Genomic DNA, 18,180 nt, shown 5'->3' with positions numbered 1-18,180 from the left:
GTCTGACCAACTGCGGTGTTGCGGGTGCCCGGTGTCCGGGTCTACGGTCCGCGATGTGGTAGGGCCGCAGTCGGCCTTCGACTTCAGCGCGCTCTTCAAGGCGCGTTCTTTTTTTGCCTGCTCTGCGCCCTGACGCCGTGTTCGAAGCCCGCTGTGTGGCGGCCCCGATTGGTCAGGTACGGCTTCCTCAAGATCTCCAACTGCCTCGTCTGCCTTCAACATGAGCGAACCGGGTGAAAATCCCGAGCGGAGATTTTCGGTTGTCCACATGTTCGAGGCAGCGAGGCCTAAAGCAGCACCCCGGAGATTCGTAAACACCTGAAATTATGCGAAAAATCGCGGTTTAGAATTTTCGCAAACCTCCCCGCGCCTCGCCTCCAAGGGGGTTGACGCCCCCCTCTGACCGAGGTCGCGACGACTATTCTTTGAATAACCTAACGTCAGGGGGCAGGTTTTCTCGAGTGAACCCGCGCGTTGCCCACCGCCGCTTGTAGCATGCCGCAGATCGGCTAACCTCCGGCCATGCCGAAGCCCAATCCGTATCGCCCCTACCAGCCCGACCCTGCCCAGATGGCGCTGAGACCCATCGTGTCGGGGAACGACATCAACGGGCTGGATGATCCTGATCCGCATCCGCCGCGCCTAGTCTACTGGGCCCCCGATCCGGACCAGATCCCGCATGGCGAGATGCAGCGTTGGTTCTACACGGTCCAGCCGGATGCACCGGCGCTATTGGCGGAACGGGCCGCGCGGCAGGCGATCCTCGAAGCGCCGTTGCCGGAGGTCGCCGCCGAGCAGGTCACGCGCGCGCCTGAAGACTGGACCGAACTGCTCGACGGCTTCGTCGAGGCCGGCCTGTGCGAGAAGACCGGCGTCGCCGAGATGCAAGCCGAGTGGTGCTACGAGGGGCGCTCGGTGCCGCAGTCGCGGGTGATCATGCTGGGGGTGCGGCACGACTACGCCCGGCTCCGCCAAGCGCCCGAGGTCGAGGCCGGCGCCGAAGTCATCCGACAATATGGCCGGGCAGCGCATGCCGCCAAGCAGGTTGCGAACTGGCTGCGCCAGGAGGGCTGGGCCGCGGAGCCGGTGACCGGGCCGATGACCGGGGACTTCACCCTCATCCCGCCCGCGCTGGCCTGCGGCTTCGGGGAACTCGGGGCCATAGCATAGTTGCGTATCGAAGGCACCGTCTGCGGTGACCGTGCCGATCGTCGCCTCCGGCGAGATCTGCAACAGCAGCTCCGGCAGCAGCGGTCTGTCGCCTTGGCGGCTTGAGGTGAACTCGACCGCACGCACATCCCCGGTGCCCGCGTCCATGGCAATATGAACCTTCCGCCATTGCCTGCGACGTGACGGGCCCTGCTTGCAGGCCTGCCATTCGCTATAATCGCAGAACTTGATGCCGGTGTTGTCGACGGGCAGGTTCAGAGGTTGGCGCGATGTGCGATACGGGTCCTGCACCGCAATCCACGCCTGCCGGCGGCACAGTATCGAATAGTCCACAACGGCTCTGTTGCGCAAAACGGGTGATGGCCGAGGTGCCCCTTTTCCCGGACGGACTTATCCCACGGCCTCTGTCATAGGTGTGCCGAGCGACTATCTTCAATCCATAGTTTCAAGTGATGATTCTTCCTTTTCTCCTGGCCTCTTCAGCGTAGCCCTGAAGAGTTTTGTCGGCAGTGAAATGAATGTCACGCTCGACGGTGCAGCCACCTCGCCCACGCTTAGCTTCGAGCGCGGACAACGATACATAACGGAAATCTGGCTCTTTACCGTCAGCAAGATACAGTCCGTAGAAATCGTTGGGATCCGACGGAATAAGCTCAGTCAGAAGCCACGCTTCATAAGGCTCACGAAGAAATAGCTTCACGACTGGCTTAAAGTCGCATGTCTTCCCGTGGAGAGCTTGCTCCTCGTTGGACTTACCGTTGGCGGTCAGGATGGCCCTCTGCTCTTCAGTAAGTAGCTCCATGAAGTCTCTCCTTCTTCGATAGGTGAACAGCGCCGGGTTTGCCGGGGGCTGATTTCGGTTAGTTACGCGGCCATCTCTTCAGTTTCTAGAGCAGCGTAGAAGTTTGCTGCAGCCTCGGCTGGAGGGATGTTCCCGATGGGTTCGAGAAGGCGGCGGTGGTTGGTTATTCGGCAGTACGGCAGGGCCGCGCATGCCGCCAAGCAGGTTGCGGGGTGGCTGCGTCAGCAGGGATGAGCCGGTGACCGGGCCGACGACCGGGGACTTCACCCTGATCCCGCCTGCGCTGGCCTGCGGCTTCGGCTAGCTTGGCAAGCACGGCGCGATCATCGACCGCGATCTCGGTACGAACTTCCGGCTCTCGGCCGTACTGAACGATGCCCCCTTCGCCCCCACGCCGCCGCGCGAGCATGGCATCGATGCCTTCTGCGCGAGCTGCCGGATCTGCGAGGACGCCTGCCCGCCCGAGGCGATCTATCCGGAGAAGCAGCAGGTCCGCGGCGCACACAAGTGGTACGTGGATTTCGACCAGTGCCTGCCCTTCTTCAACGAGCATCATGGCTGCGGGATCTGCATCGCGGTCTGCCCGTGGTCTCGGCCAGGAGTAGGACCGAACCTGGCCGCCAAGCTGGCACGGCGGACTGGCAGGCAAGCGTCTTAAGAAGTCTAATCGTCAGCTGATCAAGCTGGTAGAGCCAGCCGCAAGCACCCTGTCCCTCTGGCTGTGGATACCACCCTCAACTTTTACTTGTCGTTGTGAGGTAGGTCCGACAGGATCACCCGCGGGCGCATGTTCGCTGAGCGTTTGCGACTTGAGAGGCAATGCTATGGGTGCATACTTTAACTTGCGAAAGTTATTTTAATGACTAGAACTGCGCAATCTGCTTCCCAAGATGTCCGTGAATTAGAATTGGACGAAATCGCGCGGGATGCTCTTCACTGCATTGAGATAGTAGCAAATACAGCAGAATCCTTGCTACATGGCCACCGCAGCGGGAAGCCGGAGTCATTTGCTACCGTCAATACTTGGACCAGCGGCGCCCAAGTTGAGAACTTGAAAGCGATTAACGAAAGCGAACGTGCCGCTCTTACCGAGCTGATCGGCCAACCAGTCATCGCCCGCGTTGATTTGGCCGACGAAAATGGGGTTGTCGAAACTGTATTCATCACCAGAAGCACTCCCCCGTCGAATACAGGTTACCGGATCGCGAGTTATCGCTCGTTTTTAGGCAGCATCGCCGCCCGCGACGTCGGCGATGACCTCTCGCTCCGCATTGGCGGCTGTCGCCTGCAAAGACGGCAAAGTAGTCGGCAATGACCGCGACGTACGCGTATTCAATATCCGTCACATTAAAGGCCTGGAGTTTGAGGCGGTTTTCTTTACGGGCCAGGATCGGACAATCGAAGATCACCCCGACCTCTTTGCCAAGTACCTCTATGTTGGCGCGACAAGGGCGGCGACCTACCTCGGCGTCACCTTCGATGGCGAATGCCCGGCAAGCCTCACAGTGCTAAACGAGCATTTCGAGAATTCGTGGAGCTAATAGATGAGCCAAGTTAAGGTGGATAGTATTGAGAATGGCCCGGAACCTCAGCGGTTCCTGAACGAACCGACACGACTGATACCTTAGAATGAAAATAGTCACGTTCGCCTCATAGGGCGACAAAAGAAAGCATATTTTACTCGACAATCATGATCGATTGCGCACTCGTTGCCCTTTCGGTTGGCAGGCTCAAGGTGGATTAACTGGGTGTTTTCTGGAAGGGATTGGCAGCCGTCAACTGTCGAACGAGTGACCCGTGTCTTGGAAACGAGCACAAAGCCACTTCAAGTAATGACCGACGAAGGCGCAGCAATAATCAAATACATTGGCAACCATGCTGGCAATGACGCTTTGATTTGCGAACTGGTCGGCACCGAGCTAGCGAACATGATTGGATTGACGACGCCGGACTTCGCGGTCCTAGACATTCCCAGCATCGTTCTCCCTAACTATCCACTATTACAAATTTCGCCTGGACCTGCCTTTTGCTCTCGTTGGACTGAAGCCACATCACTCTCACCCGGGTCAACTTTGCTCAAGAAACTTCGCCAGCCAGAAGCTGTCGCGAAGCTCGTCGTCTTCGATACATGGCTCCGGAACAAAGATCGGTTCGCGGAACCCGACTTGAGCACATATGGAAATGCCAACTATGACAATGTCCTACTGAGGATGGATAAGAGGATGGTGGAACTAGTGGTTATTGACCATACTCATGCTCTGGTCGAGACCACACTGGAGGATGAACTGGGGCCCGAATGGATCGCAGAGCGAAACGTGTACGGTCTCTTCGACCAGTTTGCGCCCATTCTGACACGGGCGGCAGTCCACACGGCCTTGACGCTTGTCGAGCAGATTGACCTCGAGACCATTCGGCGCGTATGTGAGGAGGTTCCGCGTGAGTGGGGCATGACCCACGGCTTAGCTGATGACCTCAGTTCATGCCTTGTGGATAGGGCGAAGGGCCTTGGATCGTGGCTTCCCGCTGCCATATTTGAGCAGTCTGAGATGAACTTCGAGCAAGGGGAGGGAGTACGATGAACGAGCGTGAACTGGCGTACAGTATCGTTCAATTCAGCCCACACCCCGAGCGGTTTGAGTTCGTAAATGTCGGGGTGTTGGTTTTTGACGGCCGTCGCGGAAAAGTGATCAGCAAGCACAGCTCGGACTTCAGTCGCGTTAAGAAGTTCTTCGGCGAGGCGAGTCCATCATTCCTAAAGATGGCTCTCGCTGACTTCTCTGAACAGATTGAATATGAGTTTCGCAAGCGGCACTTTGAAATGTCCGCTACGGACTTCAACTCAAAGCGCGCCGGAATATTTCAGATTACTCAAATCCTCCCCGCCCTAGGGGAGAGTCCTCATGATGTTGCGCAGCTTCTCTTCTCCGAACTAGTCGAAGCCAATGCTAAAAAAAAGAAGACAGAGCGCGTCAGTACGCGACTTACATGCGCACTGAAGGATGCAGGCGTACTGCCTTTATTACAGAAAAGGCCAAAGGCTGTTCGCATCTCAAAGTGGGGCGTGAGCATTAAAGCTGATTACGGGTATCAGAATGGTGTTTACAATCTAATCGACTCAGCACGCTTTGATAGCTCCGAGCGCGGCTTGGCGGAAGCCGGAAAGCGGGTCCTTGAAGGAAAAGCCCTAGCGGAAACATTAGATCACCGTCTAATTGTGGTTGGCGACTTCGGCGACCAAATGGATTCCTTTGTTAGCGACTTGAAGGAGGAATTCCTCAGGGCAGATTCGAGATTATACACCCTCAATGAAGTTGACCTCCTCGCCGAAGAAATTCGCCGGACAGCGCATTAAGGTGCATTACCCCCCATTTACCTTAATTCGATCAGATACCGCAATTAAACTGAATGAACTTTCCAGACGGAATCACGGCTCTCGAAGCAAAACTAACCCGGTGGACTACGTGACACATGGCATAAACGACAAGGCCATGGCTCCCGATCTATGAATTGGCAATTTGCGCGCTGCTTTATCTACTGATCGAAGCTGCCGCGCCACAATCCGCCGAACCACATGGCAAGATTGCGTCGCAACATTCGGAGCCGGGGTCCGCCCTGCTGTGGTTCACCAGATCAGGTGCGATTAAGTCATAGCACGTGGCACGTCGAACCAACGCGCGCCTACGGAGACACTGCTCTGTCGCTTCTCTACCTGCGGAAGAAAATTTGTGCGGGGATGGCTTGTAGCAAACCTACGATCGGCTAACGTCCGGCCATGTCGAAGCCCAACCCCTACCGTCCGCTAGCGCCCGCTCCCGCGCAAATATGCTTGCGTGCGTGCCATTTATGGCAACGAGCCCAGTTGAGCTGGGCCACCCTGCCCCTGATCGCACGAGTGGTTTAGTGGGCATAAGCAGGGCCAGCATCCCCTCGGTACACGACGGCGCCGGTTCCATGCAACGCTGGCAACCATCAGATTCCCCACAACCCTTTATTGGCAATAATAACTTTACTTTGAGAGTTACCCGCAATGGCAAAGCTTGAAGAAATAAAGCCCGGAAGTCGAGTTTCCGGCGCAACGCCAGGCACTGCCGTTGAGGTAGTATCGGTGGAATGGATTGGCAACCAAGCTGTCAACATTGTATTTCGTCAGACGAGTGGCGCGGTGGCCGAGACGACCATTTACCGCGATGACGAGTACCGCATTGATATCCAGTCTGCCGGCCGAAACTGGTCCTTCGACGCGGATGGGGCACTGCTGCGCCTGGTGACCGAAGCAAACCGCATCAAGCTCGCCCACTTCTTCGACCCTTATCTGGCGATCCACACCAGTCAGGTCGATCCACTTCCGCACCAAATTTCGGCGGTCTACGGAGAGATGTTGCCGCGGCAGCCCTTGCGGTTCCTGTTGGCCGATGATCCGGGCGCGGGCAAAACCATTATGTCTGGCCTTCTGATTAAGGAGTTAATCGCCCGCAGTGATCTCGAAAGATGCCTAGTGGTCGCACCTGGCAGCCTTGTTGAGCAGTGGCAGGATGAACTTGGAGAGAAATTCGGCTTGGAATTCGACATCCTGAGCAGGGACATGATCGAGAGCTCCCGCTCCGGAAACCCATTTAACGACTGCAACCGGATGATTGCGCGTTTAGATGTTTTGGCACGCAACGAAGAGCTTCAAGAGAAACTTCTCAAGTCGACCGAGTGGGATCTGATCATCGCCGACGAAGCCCACCGCATGTCCGCGACATTTTTCGGCAGCGAGGCCAAATACACCAAGCGCTACCAGCTTGGGCAAAAGCTAGGTCAGGTCTGTCGTCACTTCCTGCTGATGTCGGCCACGCCCCACAACGGCAAGGAACGTGACTTCCAGCTTTTCATGGCGCTCTTGGATGGGGACCGCTTTGAAGGCCGTTTCCGGGACGGCGTCCATGTCGCAGACGTCGAAGACATGATGCGCCGTCTGACCAAAGAAGAGCTGCTGCGTTTTGACGGTCGCCCCCTCTTCCCGGAGCGTCGCGCCTACACAGTCAAGTACGACCTCTCTCCCGAAGAAGCCGAACTCTACACCGCGGTTACGGACTACGTGCGCGACGAGATGAACCGCGTTTTGAGGTTCGCTGACACGGATGGGCGCAAGAAGAACAACGTCGGTTTCGCTCTGCAAATTCTGCAGCGACGTCTGGCCTCCAGCCCCGCCGCAATCTACCAGTCGCTCAAGCGACGCCGGGAGCGGCTCGAAGCTGAGCTGAGCGAGGCGCGGCTCGCCGCCAAGAGTGAGAGGGCAGGCTTCTCCCAACCCAAAGTCAATCAAGACCTGCTGACCAATATCGACGAGTATGGTCAGGACGAAATCGACGAGATGGAAGACCTGATTTCGACTAGCGCAACCAGTGCGGAGACGGCCGAGCAGCTGGAGATCGAGGTCGAAACCCTTAAAGGACTGGAGGGCATGGCCCTCCGCGTTCTTCACTCCGGGCATGACACCAAGTGGCAGCAGCTCGACAAGATCCTCGATGATGATCTGATGCTCGATCCCGACGGGCATCGTCGCAAGTTGATCATCTTCACCGAGCCGAAAGACACGCTCGAATACCTTCGCAACAAGGTGACCGCGCGCCTCGGCAAACCCGACGCAGTGGACGTGATCTATGGCGGAGTGACGCGCGAGGAGCGCCGCAAGGTCGTCGAACGCTTCATGCAGGACAGGGACATGCTTGTCCTCATTGCTAACGATGCGGCAGGTGAAGGCGTTAACCTTCAGCGCGGGCATCTGATGGTGAACTATGACCTGCCTTGGAACCCGAACAAGATCGAGCAGCGGTTTGGTCGCATCCATAGGATCGGGCAAACCGAGGTATGCCACCTCTGGAACCTCGTTGCGAAAGACACCCGCGAAGGGGACGTCTATGCGCGCCTGCTCGAAAAGCTTGAAGCCGCCCGCGAGGCTTTAGGAGGACGAGTCTATGATGTCCTGGGCGAGCTCTTCGAGGATCGGCCGCTGCGGGATCTGCTTCTGGAAGCAATCCAGTACAACGACGATGAGGACGTGAGGGCGCGCCTCTACAAAGCCGTCGATGGCGCGGTAGATCAAAGCCATCTCCTCGACCTTCTTCAGAAGCGGCAACTCACTAACGACACGATGCCGGCGGCCCAAGTCCAAAAGCTTCGGATCGCGATGGAGAAGGCCGAGGCGCAACGTCTTCAACCTCATCACATTCAGAGCTTCTTCGTGGAAGCCTTCCAGCGCCTCGGCGGGCAGATCAAGAGACGGGAAGAAGGCCGGTGGGAGATTACCCACGTCCCGCTCATCATCAGGGAACGGGATCGCCAGATTGGCGGCGGGGCGCCGATCCAGAAGAAGTACGAACGGGTTTGCTTCGAGAAGTCGAAGATCAACCAGCAACCAGTGGCGGCCTTCGTCTACCCGGGCCACCCCTTGCTGGACGCAGTGATCAGCGTAGTCCGCGAACAGAACGATCACCTGATGAAACAAGGGGCCGTACTGGTCGACGACACCGACGACGGGACAGCAGTCGAAGCCCTCTTCCTTCTGGAACACTCGGTGCAGGACGGACGTCCTGGTCACGCAGGCAATGCCAACCTTGTCTCGCAAAAGCTCCAGTTTGCAACAATCAGTCAGGCAGGTGAAATTCATGATGCCGGGATCGCACCGCACCTAAACCTGCGAGCTGCGACACCGGAGGAGATCGCCTCTGTCCATACTGAGATCAGCGCCCCTTGGCTTACGGCAGACTTGGAAAAGCGCGTCGTCCAATACGCAACTATCGAGCTTGCTCAAGGCCATGTCGCCGAAGTGCGCGAGCGGCGCCTCCCGGAGATCGACAAGGTCGAGCACGAGGTCAAAGCCCGACTGAAGAAAGAGATCAACTACTGGGATTCTCGCGCCGCCGAACTGAAGGAGGAGGAAAAGGCGGGCAAGAAGGTCCGATCCAACTGGCGAAACGCAGAGCGCCGGGCAGAGGACTTGGCCGAACGCCTGCGCCGCCGTCTTGAGGTGATTGAGCAGGAGCGCTTCATCTCGTCCCAGCCCCCGCGCGTCCGGGGCGGAATGGTCGTGGTTCCGAGAGGCCTGCTCCTGAAGAAGGGCAATGCTGTTACACCCAATGGCTTCTCCGAAGACCCTGAAGCCCGCCGTGAGATCGAGTTGAAGGCGATGGCTGCCGTCATGGCATCCGAGCGCGCTCTTGGAAACGAGCCCGAGGACGTGTCCGCTCGCAAAATCGGCTATGACATCGCCTCCTTCGATCCTGATACCAACCATATGCGGTTCATCGAGGTCAAAGGCAGGGTCGACGGCGCAGATACCATCATGTTAACCCGCCAAGAAATCATCACCTCGCTCCACGAACCCGAAAAATTTATCCTTGCGATAGTGCAGGTCAAAGAGGGGTTCGCTTCTGCCCCGAGGTATGTACACGGTGCGCTCGACTCGCGCGAACCGCCGTTCGATCAGAACGCAATCCAGTTTAATATCAATCGCTTGCTTGAGCGAGCAGAGGCACCGGCATGAAGTTCGAGAAAGCGCTTATCATCGACGAACCTTGGATCAGCAAGATCATGAGAAGCGAGAAGACATGGGAGATGCGAAGCACCTCTGCCAAGCAGCGCGGCTGGATCGGTCTCGTCAAGAAGGGTAGCGGCCATATCATTGGCGTGGCCAAGATGGTGGGGGCTGAAGGCCCTCTGTCCGATCAGAAGATGCTCGACAACCAAGACAAGCATCACATCCCACCCGAGACTTTCCTCTCGGGAAAATTCGCGAAGCATCGACATGCATGGATCATGTCAAGCGCCGTGAGGCTTCACCGGCCGCTTCCATACACCCATAAGAGCGGCGCAGTCATCTGGGTCACTCTCGATCAACGCGTATCTGATGCTCTAGCAGCAGACGAAGCTGTGAAGGCACTCGCATGACCCAAGCCTACAAAAAGAAACTAATCGAAGTCGCGATCCCCCTCGAAGCAATCAACGCGGCGTCGGCGCGGGAGAAGTCAATCCGGCATGGGCATCCCAGCACTCTGCACTTGTGGTGGGCGCGACGGCCTCTAGCAGCGTGCCGAGCGGTGTTGTTCGCGCAGCTTGTGGATGACCCATCCAGCCACCCTGATGAGTTCCCGACTGAAGAAGCGGTAGAGGCCGAGCGCAAGCGTCTGTTCCAGATCATTGAAGAGCTGGTGAAATGGGAGAACTCTACCAACGAGGAGGTTCTAGAGCGCGCGCGGGCGGAAATCCGGCGCAGCTGCGGTGGTAAGCTGCCGCCGGTCTATGACCCATTCTCGGGCGGTGGGTCGATTCCGCTGGAGGCGCAGCGTCTCGGCCTTCCTGCTCATGGATCGGACCTGAACCCGGTGGCGGTCATGATCGGCAAGGCAATGATCGAGATCCCTGCCAGATTCAAAAATATGATGCCAGTTCATCCAGGGGAACCTGACGCGGGCCATGGCGGATACCGCAACGCACAAGGTCTGGCAGAAGACGTACAATTCTACGGCGAGTGGATGCGAAAGCATGCCGAGGAGCGCATCGGTCACCTATATCCAAAAGTAAATCTCCCCGCCGAGTATGGGGGCGGAGAGGCAACGGTAGTTGCTTGGATTTGGGCTAGAACAGTACCGAGTCCCGATCCGGCCTTTTCAGACGTTCAGGTCCCATTAGTATCCAACTTCATCCTCAGCACAAAGAAGGGCTCTGAAGCCCGTCTTGTGCCGGTGGTTGATAGAACCAACCGCACAATCGCCTTCAATATCAGACATGATGGCACACAAGAGGATTGGAAGGCAGCAAAATCCGGAACCAAGGCCGGGGCCGGGTCTAATTTCAGATGCCTAATATCTGACACAGCAATAACCGCCGAGTATGTTCGGAAGCAAGCATCATCCGGAAAGATGCAGGAAATGCTTCTTGCAATCGTTGCGCAGAGAAAAGGCGGACGCATATTTCTTCAAAGCGACCATAAGCACGAAGCAACGGCACATTCAGCTGAACCCTCATGGGTACCAGATCAGAAGATATCCCCTGACCGTCGTGCCTTCACGCCGCCCGACTTCGGGATGCATACATTTGGGGACCTCTATACCGCTCGACAGCTTGTAGCGCTCAACACATTTTCTGAGCTTCTCGAAGAGGTTCGCGAAGTAATCAAATCTGACATCCAGGAGAACGGTGCCGTTCCGGACAGACAAGCGTATGCGGATGCGGTGACCGTATACCTCGCCCTCGCGATTAGTAAGCTTAGCGATACTCAAAATTCCCTCGTGTCATGGAAACCATCCATGGTGCAGGTCATTCACCTATTCACTCGGCAGGCCATTCCGATCGTCTGGGATTTTGCCGAACCCAACCTTTTCTCGAAGTCAGCCGGAGATTTCGGCGTGACCTTGGCAAACATGATGCGTGCCTTAGGTAACTTGGGCCACGGAGAACAAGGTTGGTTGCGCCAGCACGATGCTCAAACTGCCAAATATCCTGAAGGTGCCGTCCTATCTAGTGACCCACCCTATTATGACAATGTGGGATATTCTGACCTGTCGGATTTCTTCCTAACCTGGCTGCGCCGCAATCTTCGGAAGACTTACCCCGACTTATTTTCGACGTTGTCCGCGCCGAAAACGGAGGAACTGATTGCCGCCCCCTATAGGCACGGAGGAAAGGATAAAGCCGAGGAATTTTTCCTATCTGGAATGAGGAAGGCAATTGCGAATGCGGTATCTCAAGTCTCAGACGAGTACCCTGCCTCGATATACTACGCCTTCAAGCAAAGCGAAATGACTGCTGATGGACTAAGCTCAACCGGATGGGCGACTTTTCTCCAAGCAGTGTTTGAGGCAGGATTTTCTGTCGTCGGCACTTGGCCAGTTAGAACTGAGCTTGCCAACCGCATTCGCGGCATCGGAGCAAACGCGCTTGCGAACTCGGTTGTTCTCGTGTGTCGAAAAAGAGATGCTACCGCAGGAACCATTACCCGCGCGGAGTTTGTTCGTGCATTGAAGCGCGAACTTCCACCTGCGATCGCTGAGCTCCAAGCCGCCAACGTTTCGCCTGCTGACATGCCGCAATCAGCAATAGGTCCCGGCATGGGCGTCTTTTCTCGTTACAGGGCTGTCCTAGAAGCTGACGATAGCCCGATGACAGTCAAAGCTGCATTGCAGCTGATTAACGCTCAACTCGATGAGTTCCTGAACGACCTGCATGGCGAGTTCGATGCTGACACCCGCTTTACTGCGACTTGGTTCCAACAGAACGGGTTCGATAAGGGCGAGTACGGCATTGCCAACAGCATTGCTACGGCACGCGGCATTTCGGTCGAAAGCGTCAAGCACGCTGGGATTATTGAGAGTTCGGCCGGGAAAGTACGCATTCTGAAACGTAACGAGCTCGACCCCGATTGGGATCCCGAGACTGATGACCATTTCACGATCTGGGAAGCTTGCCAACACCTGATCCGCACGCTGGAAAATGACGGCGAGTATGCGGCGGCGGAACTGCTGAAGAAAATCGGTAGCGAGCGGGCCGAGACGGTCAAGGATCTTGCCTATTACCTCTACGACGTCTGCGGCAACAAGCGCCAGGATGCGAAGGAGGCGACCTCCTACAACGGCCTGATCGCCGTCTGGACAGATTTGACCCGGCTGGCGGCCACGATTCACGTGACCGACAAGAACCGCCAGACCCGCATGGATATTTGAAGGTAGTTTGAGATGGCAAAAAGCACGCGCCAATACGTGTTCGAGGGCATGGAGCATATGCAAAAGGGCCTTCAGCCCTTCGTGATGCAACGACTCGAAGCGGGGATGGGCAAGGGATGGCCGCAGGACGTCATCTCGCGCTTTCCAGAGTGGCGACCGGAATCTAACGGCAAGTTCACCCTCGATACGCAGAAGCTTCTGAAGATCATGGAGCGCCTATGGAACGAGGCGTTCCGCGACGTTCTGGACCGGACGCACCGCTCGATCGTCAACGAGCTGATCGACGTTCGCAACAAGCTCGCCCATGACGGCAAGTTCTCCTACGACGATGCGGAACGGGCGCTGGACAGCATGCGCCGCATCCTCGACGCAGTGAGCGCGGGGGACAGTGCCGATGAGATCGGCAAGATGCGGGAGTCGATCCTGCGGACCAAGTTCACCGAGCTTGCCCGGAGCGAGGAGCGCAGGAAGAGCACTTCCACGACGATTTCGACCGAGACCGTTTCGGGCCTGCTGCCTTGGCGCGAAGTGGTGGAGCCGCATCAAGACGTGGCGACCGGCGAGTTCCAGCAGGCAGAGTTCGCGGCTGATCTGGCCAAAGTCCATAAGGGCACGGCGGCGCAGGAATACTGTGACCCGCGCGAGTTCTTCAGCCGAACCTATCTGACCGAAGGCCTGAGTGCCTTGCTCAAGGGGGCTGCAAAGCGCCTCTCCGGAGCCGGTGGCGATCCGGTCGTCGAGCTGCAAACTAATTTCGGCGGCGGCAAGACGCACTCGATGCTGGCGCTCTATCACATGGCCGGGCAAACCCGGGTCGGCGATCTGCCGGGCCTCGATCAGCTGCTTTCGCGCAACGGGCTGGATGTCCCTGCGAAGGTCAACCGCGCCGTTCTGGTCGGGACGTCGCGCGGGCCGCAGGACGTCATCACCTTGGAAGGCGGGCAGGTCATCAAGACGACTTGGGGCGAACTGGCATGGCAGCTTGGCGGTCAAGCTGGCTTCGACATGGTTGCGGAGAATGATGCCCGCGGTATCGCGCCGGGATCGAACCTGCTGGAAGAGATCTTTAACAAGTTTTCGCCCTGTCTGATCCTGATCGACGAATGGGTCGCCTACCTGCGCCAGATCTACAAGGTCGAAGGACTGCCGTCCGGTTCGTTCGACGCGAACCTGTCCTTTGTCCAAGCGCTGACCGAGGCGGTGAAAGCCGCACCGCAAACGCTATTGGTTGCCTCCCTGCCCGCCTCTCAGATCGAGGTCGGCGGTGAGGGTGGACAAGAAGCTCTGGCCCGTCTGAAGCAGACCTTCAGCCGTGTCGAAAGCTCTTGGCGGCCGGCATCGCAGGAAGAAAGCTATGAGATTGTCCGACGGCGCCTGTTCCGGGAAATTCCCGGTGACAAGTACCTGCACCGCGACAATACGCTGAAACAGTTCGCGAAGCTGTACAGAGAGAACCCGAACGACTTCCCGCAAGGCTGCGCCGACGAAGATTACCGCCGGAAGCTGGAGAAGGCCTATCCGATCCACCCGGACCTGTTCGATCAGCTTTACACCGCTTGGGGATCGCTTGAGAAATTCCAGCGGACACGCGGCGTGCTGCGTCTCATGGCCCAAGTCATCCACGAGCTTTGGATGTCCGGCGATCCTTCCGTCATGATCATGCCGGGCAGTGTGTCCATCAGCTCTGAACGCGTGGAGCCCGAGCTTCTGCACTATCTAGACCCTTCGTGGCAGTCGATCATTGCTGGCGACATTGATGGCACATCTTCGACCCCGTACAGGGTCGACCAAGCCGCGCCGAACCTGAACCGCTACTCGGCCACGCGCCGCGTTGCCCGCACAGTATTCATGGGGACAGCCCCACTACACTCTCAGGAAAATAAGGGCCTCGACGACAAGCAGATCAATCTTGGCGTCGTGCAGCCCGGAGAGAAGATCGCAATCTTTGGCGACGCACTGCGCCGCCTGACCAACCAAGCCAAGTTCATGCACGGTGACCTTGGTCGGTATTGGTATTCGATGTCCGCGAGCCTGAACCGGGTAGCGGCAGATCGGGCGGGGCAACTCGAAGATGCCCTTGTCCTTGTCGAGATCGACAAGGCCCTTTCGACCTACATCAACGGCATTGCCGATCGAGGGAACTTCGATGCCGTTCAGGTCGCCCCCGACAGCTCCGCAGCCGTACCAGATGAGGCAGGCGGCGTCCGTGCCGTGGTTCTTGGCGTGGCGCATCCACACAGTGGCCGCGACAACTCGGAAGCGATGACGGAAGTGAAGGACATCCTGCTTCAACGTGGCTCAACGCCACGCGTCTATCGCAACACCTTGGTCTTCCTGGCTGCGGACGCCCGTCAGCTCGACAACCTGAAAGACGCCATGCGTTCTCTACTGGCATGGGATGGGATCATTCGCGATGCGAACAGCGGACGCCTGGATCTCAAGTCCAGCGAGATGTCTCTAGCTAAGGACAAGGCTCAGGAAGCCAAGGAGACCGTTCAAACGAGGCTCAAGGAAACATGGGCTTTCCTGATCTATCCTTATCAGGACAGCGCGCAAACCGACGTCGGCTTCTCATCGGCCCGCATTCCTGCCCAAGAAGGGCTCCTTAGCCGGGCGAGTAAGAAGCTTGTCAGTGAGGAAGCCCTTCTGCCCGAAATCGGCCCTGAACGTCTGAACCGCGATCTGGAGAAGTATATCTGGAATGATCGCGACCATCTGCACCTTAAGGACCTATGGGAATACCTGAACCGGTATACCTACCTACCTAGACTGAAAGACCGAGATACTCTCATTCGGTGCGTGCGCTCCGCTGTCGGAGCCATGGTGCCAGGGCCGTTTGCATATGCTGAAATCTTCGAGGGTGCCCGCGGTGAATACCGCGGTCTTTCCATCGAAGGCGCTGGCGGTGCAGCCATCACCATCGACGCAGACAGCGTCATTATCCGACCCACTGTCGCCGAAGCGGCAAGAGCAAAGCAAGTGCCAGCTCAAGGAGAAGGAGCCAAGCCCACCTCTGGAACTTCTCCGGGCAAGCCTGTTCCGACTAGCCCGATCCAGGGTGAGCCGAACGATCCTACGGTGGACCCTGATAACCCGGAAACCGAGGCTCCGCACCACCCTACAAGGTTCCAAGGGGCGGTCCGGCTTTCCGCTGACCGCCCTGCCAGGGACATGGCTCAAATTGTCGAAGCAATTATTGAGCAATTGACCACTCTACCTGGCGCAGAGGTAACTCTCCAACTTGAAATTAATGCCGAGGTTCCGTCCGGTTTGGATCGATCAAAAGTCAGGACTTTGATCGAGAACGCGTCAACTTTAGGCTTTCTAGACAAGGCGATCTCCTAATCCTCTAGTCACCCCAATCCACATCGAAAAGCAATAACACTCCGTAGGTTTGAATTGGATACTCAATTCTCCCTACCCTCAAGGTCGCACCATGCCCGTAAATTTGGTTCGGGCATGGTGGCGCGATCGGACTCATTATTGTCCGACTCAATTCCGCAAGCCAATTACTTTGGCTACTGCTGCCACAACCACAGAAACATCTACGCCCTCCAGCCGAACCCTAGCTGCACATCTCTAGGGAAAACTGGCGCTTATTATTGAGGCATAATGTTATCACTTCCCCTCTCCGTTCCCCTCGGCGAACGGGAACCAGCCTTCTCCTTCATGTCGCGCCTCGCGAGCCGGAATGGCTTGCCAGCCAGTACCTTCGGCGCGGACTTCGAGCTTCCCTTCTCGAAGATCATTCAAGGCGATGAGTTGGTCTGCCAGCGTTTGGCAGAACTAGGTGGGGTAGCGCTCGATGCCCTTTTGGAGTGGACACCCATTCACCTAGGAGGTCGCGAACATTCGTTTCGTGGTGAAATCTTCCACGCTAAGAGCATTAAGCCCGTGGCCATCAGAGGCTGCCCTGCATGCCTTCGAGAGGACATGGCCAAGGACCCGTCCCCCTGGATGCCCCACATGCGCGCCGACTGGTTGCTGCGCCACCTCCGTGTTTGCACCGAGCATGAAATGCCGCTGGTCGACTTATGGGCCGATCCTGCTTCAACTGTCCGCTTCGACTTCGCTGCGCGTCTAGCTGAGATCCGAACGTCCCTCGAAGAGGGGGGGCTCGATGGTGAGCCGAGGGAGGCGAGCCTCTTCGAGCTATACGTGGCCGACCGGCTGCACGGTCAGCATAGCGGGAACTGGTTCGATGGCATCGATCTGCAGGCCGTCTGCGTCTTTTCCGAACTACTAGGGCGGGCCGCGGTACGTCTGGAGACCGGAGGACGAAACCGCGTTCATCCGGACGAGCTTTGGGCCGAAGCGGCAACGGGGTATGTGCTTTCGGCGGAAGGACCAGACCAAGTTCGCGACACGCTTGCTCGGCTGCAATCCAAGTTGGGATCGCCCCGGCAGGGACCGAAGGGCGTCTTCGGCGACCTGTACGACAGGTTTGCGCATGAACTGACCTCCGAGCCTTACGGCGTTTTCAGGGGAATCATTCGCGACCACATCCTGGCAACCTGGCCGGTCGGCGCAGGAGACAACGTGATGGGGGAGCCCGTTCTCGAGCGTAGGCTCCATTCCGTTCGGACGGCTGCGGAGGAGGGCGGGATCGATGATCGCCGTCTGCGTAAACTTCTGCGCGAGCGAGGAATACTGACAGGCGCGGCCTTGAGCAGCACCGACGAATGGGCGGTGTTCGACGCCAAGGCGGTGAAGCCCATCATCGAAGAGCTCAATCGAATGGTGAGCGGGATCGAACTGCAGCAGCTGATGAATATCTCTCGGTCCCATTTCGAATCGCTCAGAGCAGATGGCTATCTGTCGCCGGCAATTACGGCAGCAGGCGCGAAGCCTCTGTGGAAGGCCACCGATGCTCATCGCTTCATTGCTGACCTCCTACGTGGCGCCGAAACAGTTCATGCAAAGATGCATGGCTGGCGTACGCTGCAAGAGGCCTGCCATCAGCTTCGGGTCCGCCCCGCCGAGATCATCGACCTAATCGAGAAAGGCGAGCTTCGTCGAATTGGCAGCTACTCGCAGGCCACAGGCTACGCCTCGATCCTGGTCGACCGAGACGAATTACAAAGCAAGCTGAATATCGATCACGCTCCGGGCCTAACGCTCGAGGTGTTCGCCAAATCAGTCGGCCTCAAGCCCACGCAGATGACGCAGCTCGTTGCCTCCGGCCATATCCGAGCCACGAACGCTTCCAACCCCAAGCGAAAGGCGGTCCAGCCCTATATCACTGAGAGCGATCGCCGGTCCTTCGACGAGACTTTTGTTCCGCTCCGCCGCTTGTCGCTGGAGACTGGATGGCCATGGCAGAAGTTGCTGTCGCCTGCTTTCGGCCTGCTGGAGCGGAGATTCTTCGACGGCGAAACAAAGCACGAAAACCTCTTCTCGTGGACGGCCCTTGAACGCCACTTTCTATGCCATTGGCCTAAACGAGAATGACCCCGGCATGTCTGCCGGGGTCATCGTAGAAAGCACTTGACGTGTAACTCGCAC

12 protein-coding genes and 1 pseudogene are annotated in these 18,180 nt (G+C 57.5%); 11 read left to right on the top strand and 2 right to left on the bottom strand.

Annotation, left to right across the window (positions count from 1 at the left end; genetic code table 11):
* The first annotated feature begins 522 nt into the window (after positions 1 to 522).
* Entirely contained in the window at positions 523 to 1,170 is a 648-nt protein-coding gene (locus LOKHON_RS16200; RefSeq protein WP_162561788.1) for a hypothetical protein, read from the top strand.
* On the opposite strand, the pseudogene LOKHON_RS15735 reads toward LOKHON_RS16200, so the two are convergent.
* Positions 1,162 to 1,506: pseudogene (locus tag LOKHON_RS15735) on the bottom strand (transposase); the annotation flags it as partial. The gene LOKHON_RS16200 and the pseudogene LOKHON_RS15735 overlap by 9 nt on opposite strands.
* Before the next feature lie 109 nt (positions 1,507 to 1,615).
* Complete coding sequence (locus tag LOKHON_RS11650) at positions 1,616 to 1,972, bottom strand: DUF2958 domain-containing protein (RefSeq protein WP_017929324.1); 357 nt, start codon at positions 1,970 to 1,972, stop codon at positions 1,616 to 1,618.
* A gap of 322 nt (positions 1,973 to 2,294) precedes the next feature.
* Between LOKHON_RS11650 and LOKHON_RS16685 the strand changes: the two genes are divergently transcribed.
* The 10 genes from LOKHON_RS16685 to LOKHON_RS11610 all read left to right on the top strand — a co-directional run bounded on the left by LOKHON_RS16685 (position 2,295) and on the right by LOKHON_RS11610 (position 18,126).
* The gene (locus LOKHON_RS16685) at positions 2,295 to 2,630 is read left to right on the top strand and encodes a 4Fe-4S dicluster domain-containing protein (RefSeq protein ID WP_211205685.1); all 336 of its coding nucleotides are present in this window, start codon (positions 2,295 to 2,297) and stop codon (positions 2,628 to 2,630) included.
* Positions 2,631 to 2,831: 201 nt separating this feature from the next.
* Complete coding sequence (locus LOKHON_RS16195) at positions 2,832 to 3,287, top strand: hypothetical protein (RefSeq protein WP_162561787.1); 456 nt, start codon at positions 2,832 to 2,834, stop codon at positions 3,285 to 3,287.
* Complete coding sequence (locus LOKHON_RS11645) at positions 3,226 to 3,513, top strand: ATP-binding domain-containing protein (RefSeq protein ID WP_017929323.1); 288 nt, start codon at positions 3,226 to 3,228, stop codon at positions 3,511 to 3,513. The genes LOKHON_RS16195 and LOKHON_RS11645 overlap by 62 nt, the downstream gene beginning before the upstream one ends.
* Positions 3,514 to 3,720: 207 nt before the next feature.
* Positions 3,721 to 4,551, top strand: coding sequence for a HipA family kinase (locus tag LOKHON_RS16190; protein ID WP_342670104.1), 831 nt, complete (start codon positions 3,721 to 3,723; stop codon positions 4,549 to 4,551).
* Positions 4,548 to 5,324, top strand: coding sequence for a DUF3037 domain-containing protein (locus LOKHON_RS11635; RefSeq protein WP_017929321.1), 777 nt, complete (start codon positions 4,548 to 4,550; stop codon positions 5,322 to 5,324). The genes LOKHON_RS16190 and LOKHON_RS11635 overlap by 4 nt, the downstream gene beginning before the upstream one ends.
* 675 nt (positions 5,325 to 5,999) lie before the next feature.
* The gene (locus tag LOKHON_RS11630; protein ID WP_026147568.1) at positions 6,000 to 9,500 is read left to right on the top strand and encodes a protein NO VEIN domain-containing protein; all 3,501 of its coding nucleotides are present in this window, start codon (positions 6,000 to 6,002) and stop codon (positions 9,498 to 9,500) included.
* Complete coding sequence (locus tag LOKHON_RS11625; protein WP_017929319.1) at positions 9,497 to 9,904, top strand: ASCH domain-containing protein; 408 nt, start codon at positions 9,497 to 9,499, stop codon at positions 9,902 to 9,904. The genes LOKHON_RS11630 and LOKHON_RS11625 overlap by 4 nt, the downstream gene beginning before the upstream one ends.
* A complete protein-coding gene (locus tag LOKHON_RS11620; RefSeq protein ID WP_033315626.1) occupies positions 9,901 to 12,675 on the top strand; it encodes a DUF1156 domain-containing protein in 2,775 nt (924 codons plus the stop codon). The genes LOKHON_RS11625 and LOKHON_RS11620 overlap by 4 nt, the downstream gene beginning before the upstream one ends.
* A gap of 12 nt (positions 12,676 to 12,687) precedes the next feature.
* Positions 12,688 to 16,020 carry a DUF499 domain-containing protein gene (locus LOKHON_RS11615; protein WP_017929317.1) on the top strand — a complete coding sequence of 1,111 codons (3,333 nt, stop codon included), beginning with the start codon at positions 12,688 to 12,690 and terminating at the stop codon, positions 16,018 to 16,020.
* A 267-nt stretch (positions 16,021 to 16,287) separates the two neighbouring features.
* Positions 16,288 to 18,126, top strand: a complete 1,839-nt coding sequence (locus LOKHON_RS11610) for a TniQ family protein (RefSeq protein ID WP_033315625.1) — start codon at positions 16,288 to 16,290, stop codon at positions 18,124 to 18,126.
* Positions 18,127 to 18,180 lie beyond the last annotated feature (54 nt).

It is taken from the genome of Limimaricola hongkongensis DSM 17492 (genome assembly GCF_000600975.2).
Classification (GTDB): Bacteria; Pseudomonadota; Alphaproteobacteria; order Rhodobacterales; family Rhodobacteraceae; genus Limimaricola; species Limimaricola hongkongensis.
Note: the sequence above shows the minus strand (reverse complement) of the source record. Positions and strands in the feature narration are given on the sequence as shown.

Bases quoted from the DNA above. Each gene is read 5' to 3' on its own strand.
- LOKHON_RS16200 (WP_162561788.1), top strand. From the start codon at position 523: ATGCCGAAGCCCAATCCGTATCGCCCCTACCAGCCCGACCCTGCCCAG.
- LOKHON_RS11650 (WP_017929324.1), bottom strand. From the start codon at position 1,972: ATGGAGCTACTTACTGAAGAGCAGAGGGCCATCCTGACCGCCAACGGT.
- LOKHON_RS16195 (WP_162561787.1), top strand. From the start codon at position 2,832: ATGACTAGAACTGCGCAATCTGCTTCCCAAGATGTCCGTGAATTAGAA.
- LOKHON_RS11645 (WP_017929323.1), top strand. From the start codon at position 3,226: ATGACCTCTCGCTCCGCATTGGCGGCTGTCGCCTGCAAAGACGGCAAA.
- LOKHON_RS11635 (WP_017929321.1), top strand. From the start codon at position 4,548: ATGAACGAGCGTGAACTGGCGTACAGTATCGTTCAATTCAGCCCACAC.
- LOKHON_RS11630 (WP_026147568.1), top strand. From the start codon at position 6,000: ATGGCAAAGCTTGAAGAAATAAAGCCCGGAAGTCGAGTTTCCGGCGCA.
- LOKHON_RS11625 (WP_017929319.1), top strand. From the start codon at position 9,497: ATGAAGTTCGAGAAAGCGCTTATCATCGACGAACCTTGGATCAGCAAG.
- LOKHON_RS11620 (WP_033315626.1), top strand. From the start codon at position 9,901: ATGACCCAAGCCTACAAAAAGAAACTAATCGAAGTCGCGATCCCCCTC.
- LOKHON_RS11615 (WP_017929317.1), top strand. From the start codon at position 12,688: ATGGCAAAAAGCACGCGCCAATACGTGTTCGAGGGCATGGAGCATATG.
- LOKHON_RS11610 (WP_033315625.1), top strand. From the start codon at position 16,288: ATGTTATCACTTCCCCTCTCCGTTCCCCTCGGCGAACGGGAACCAGCC.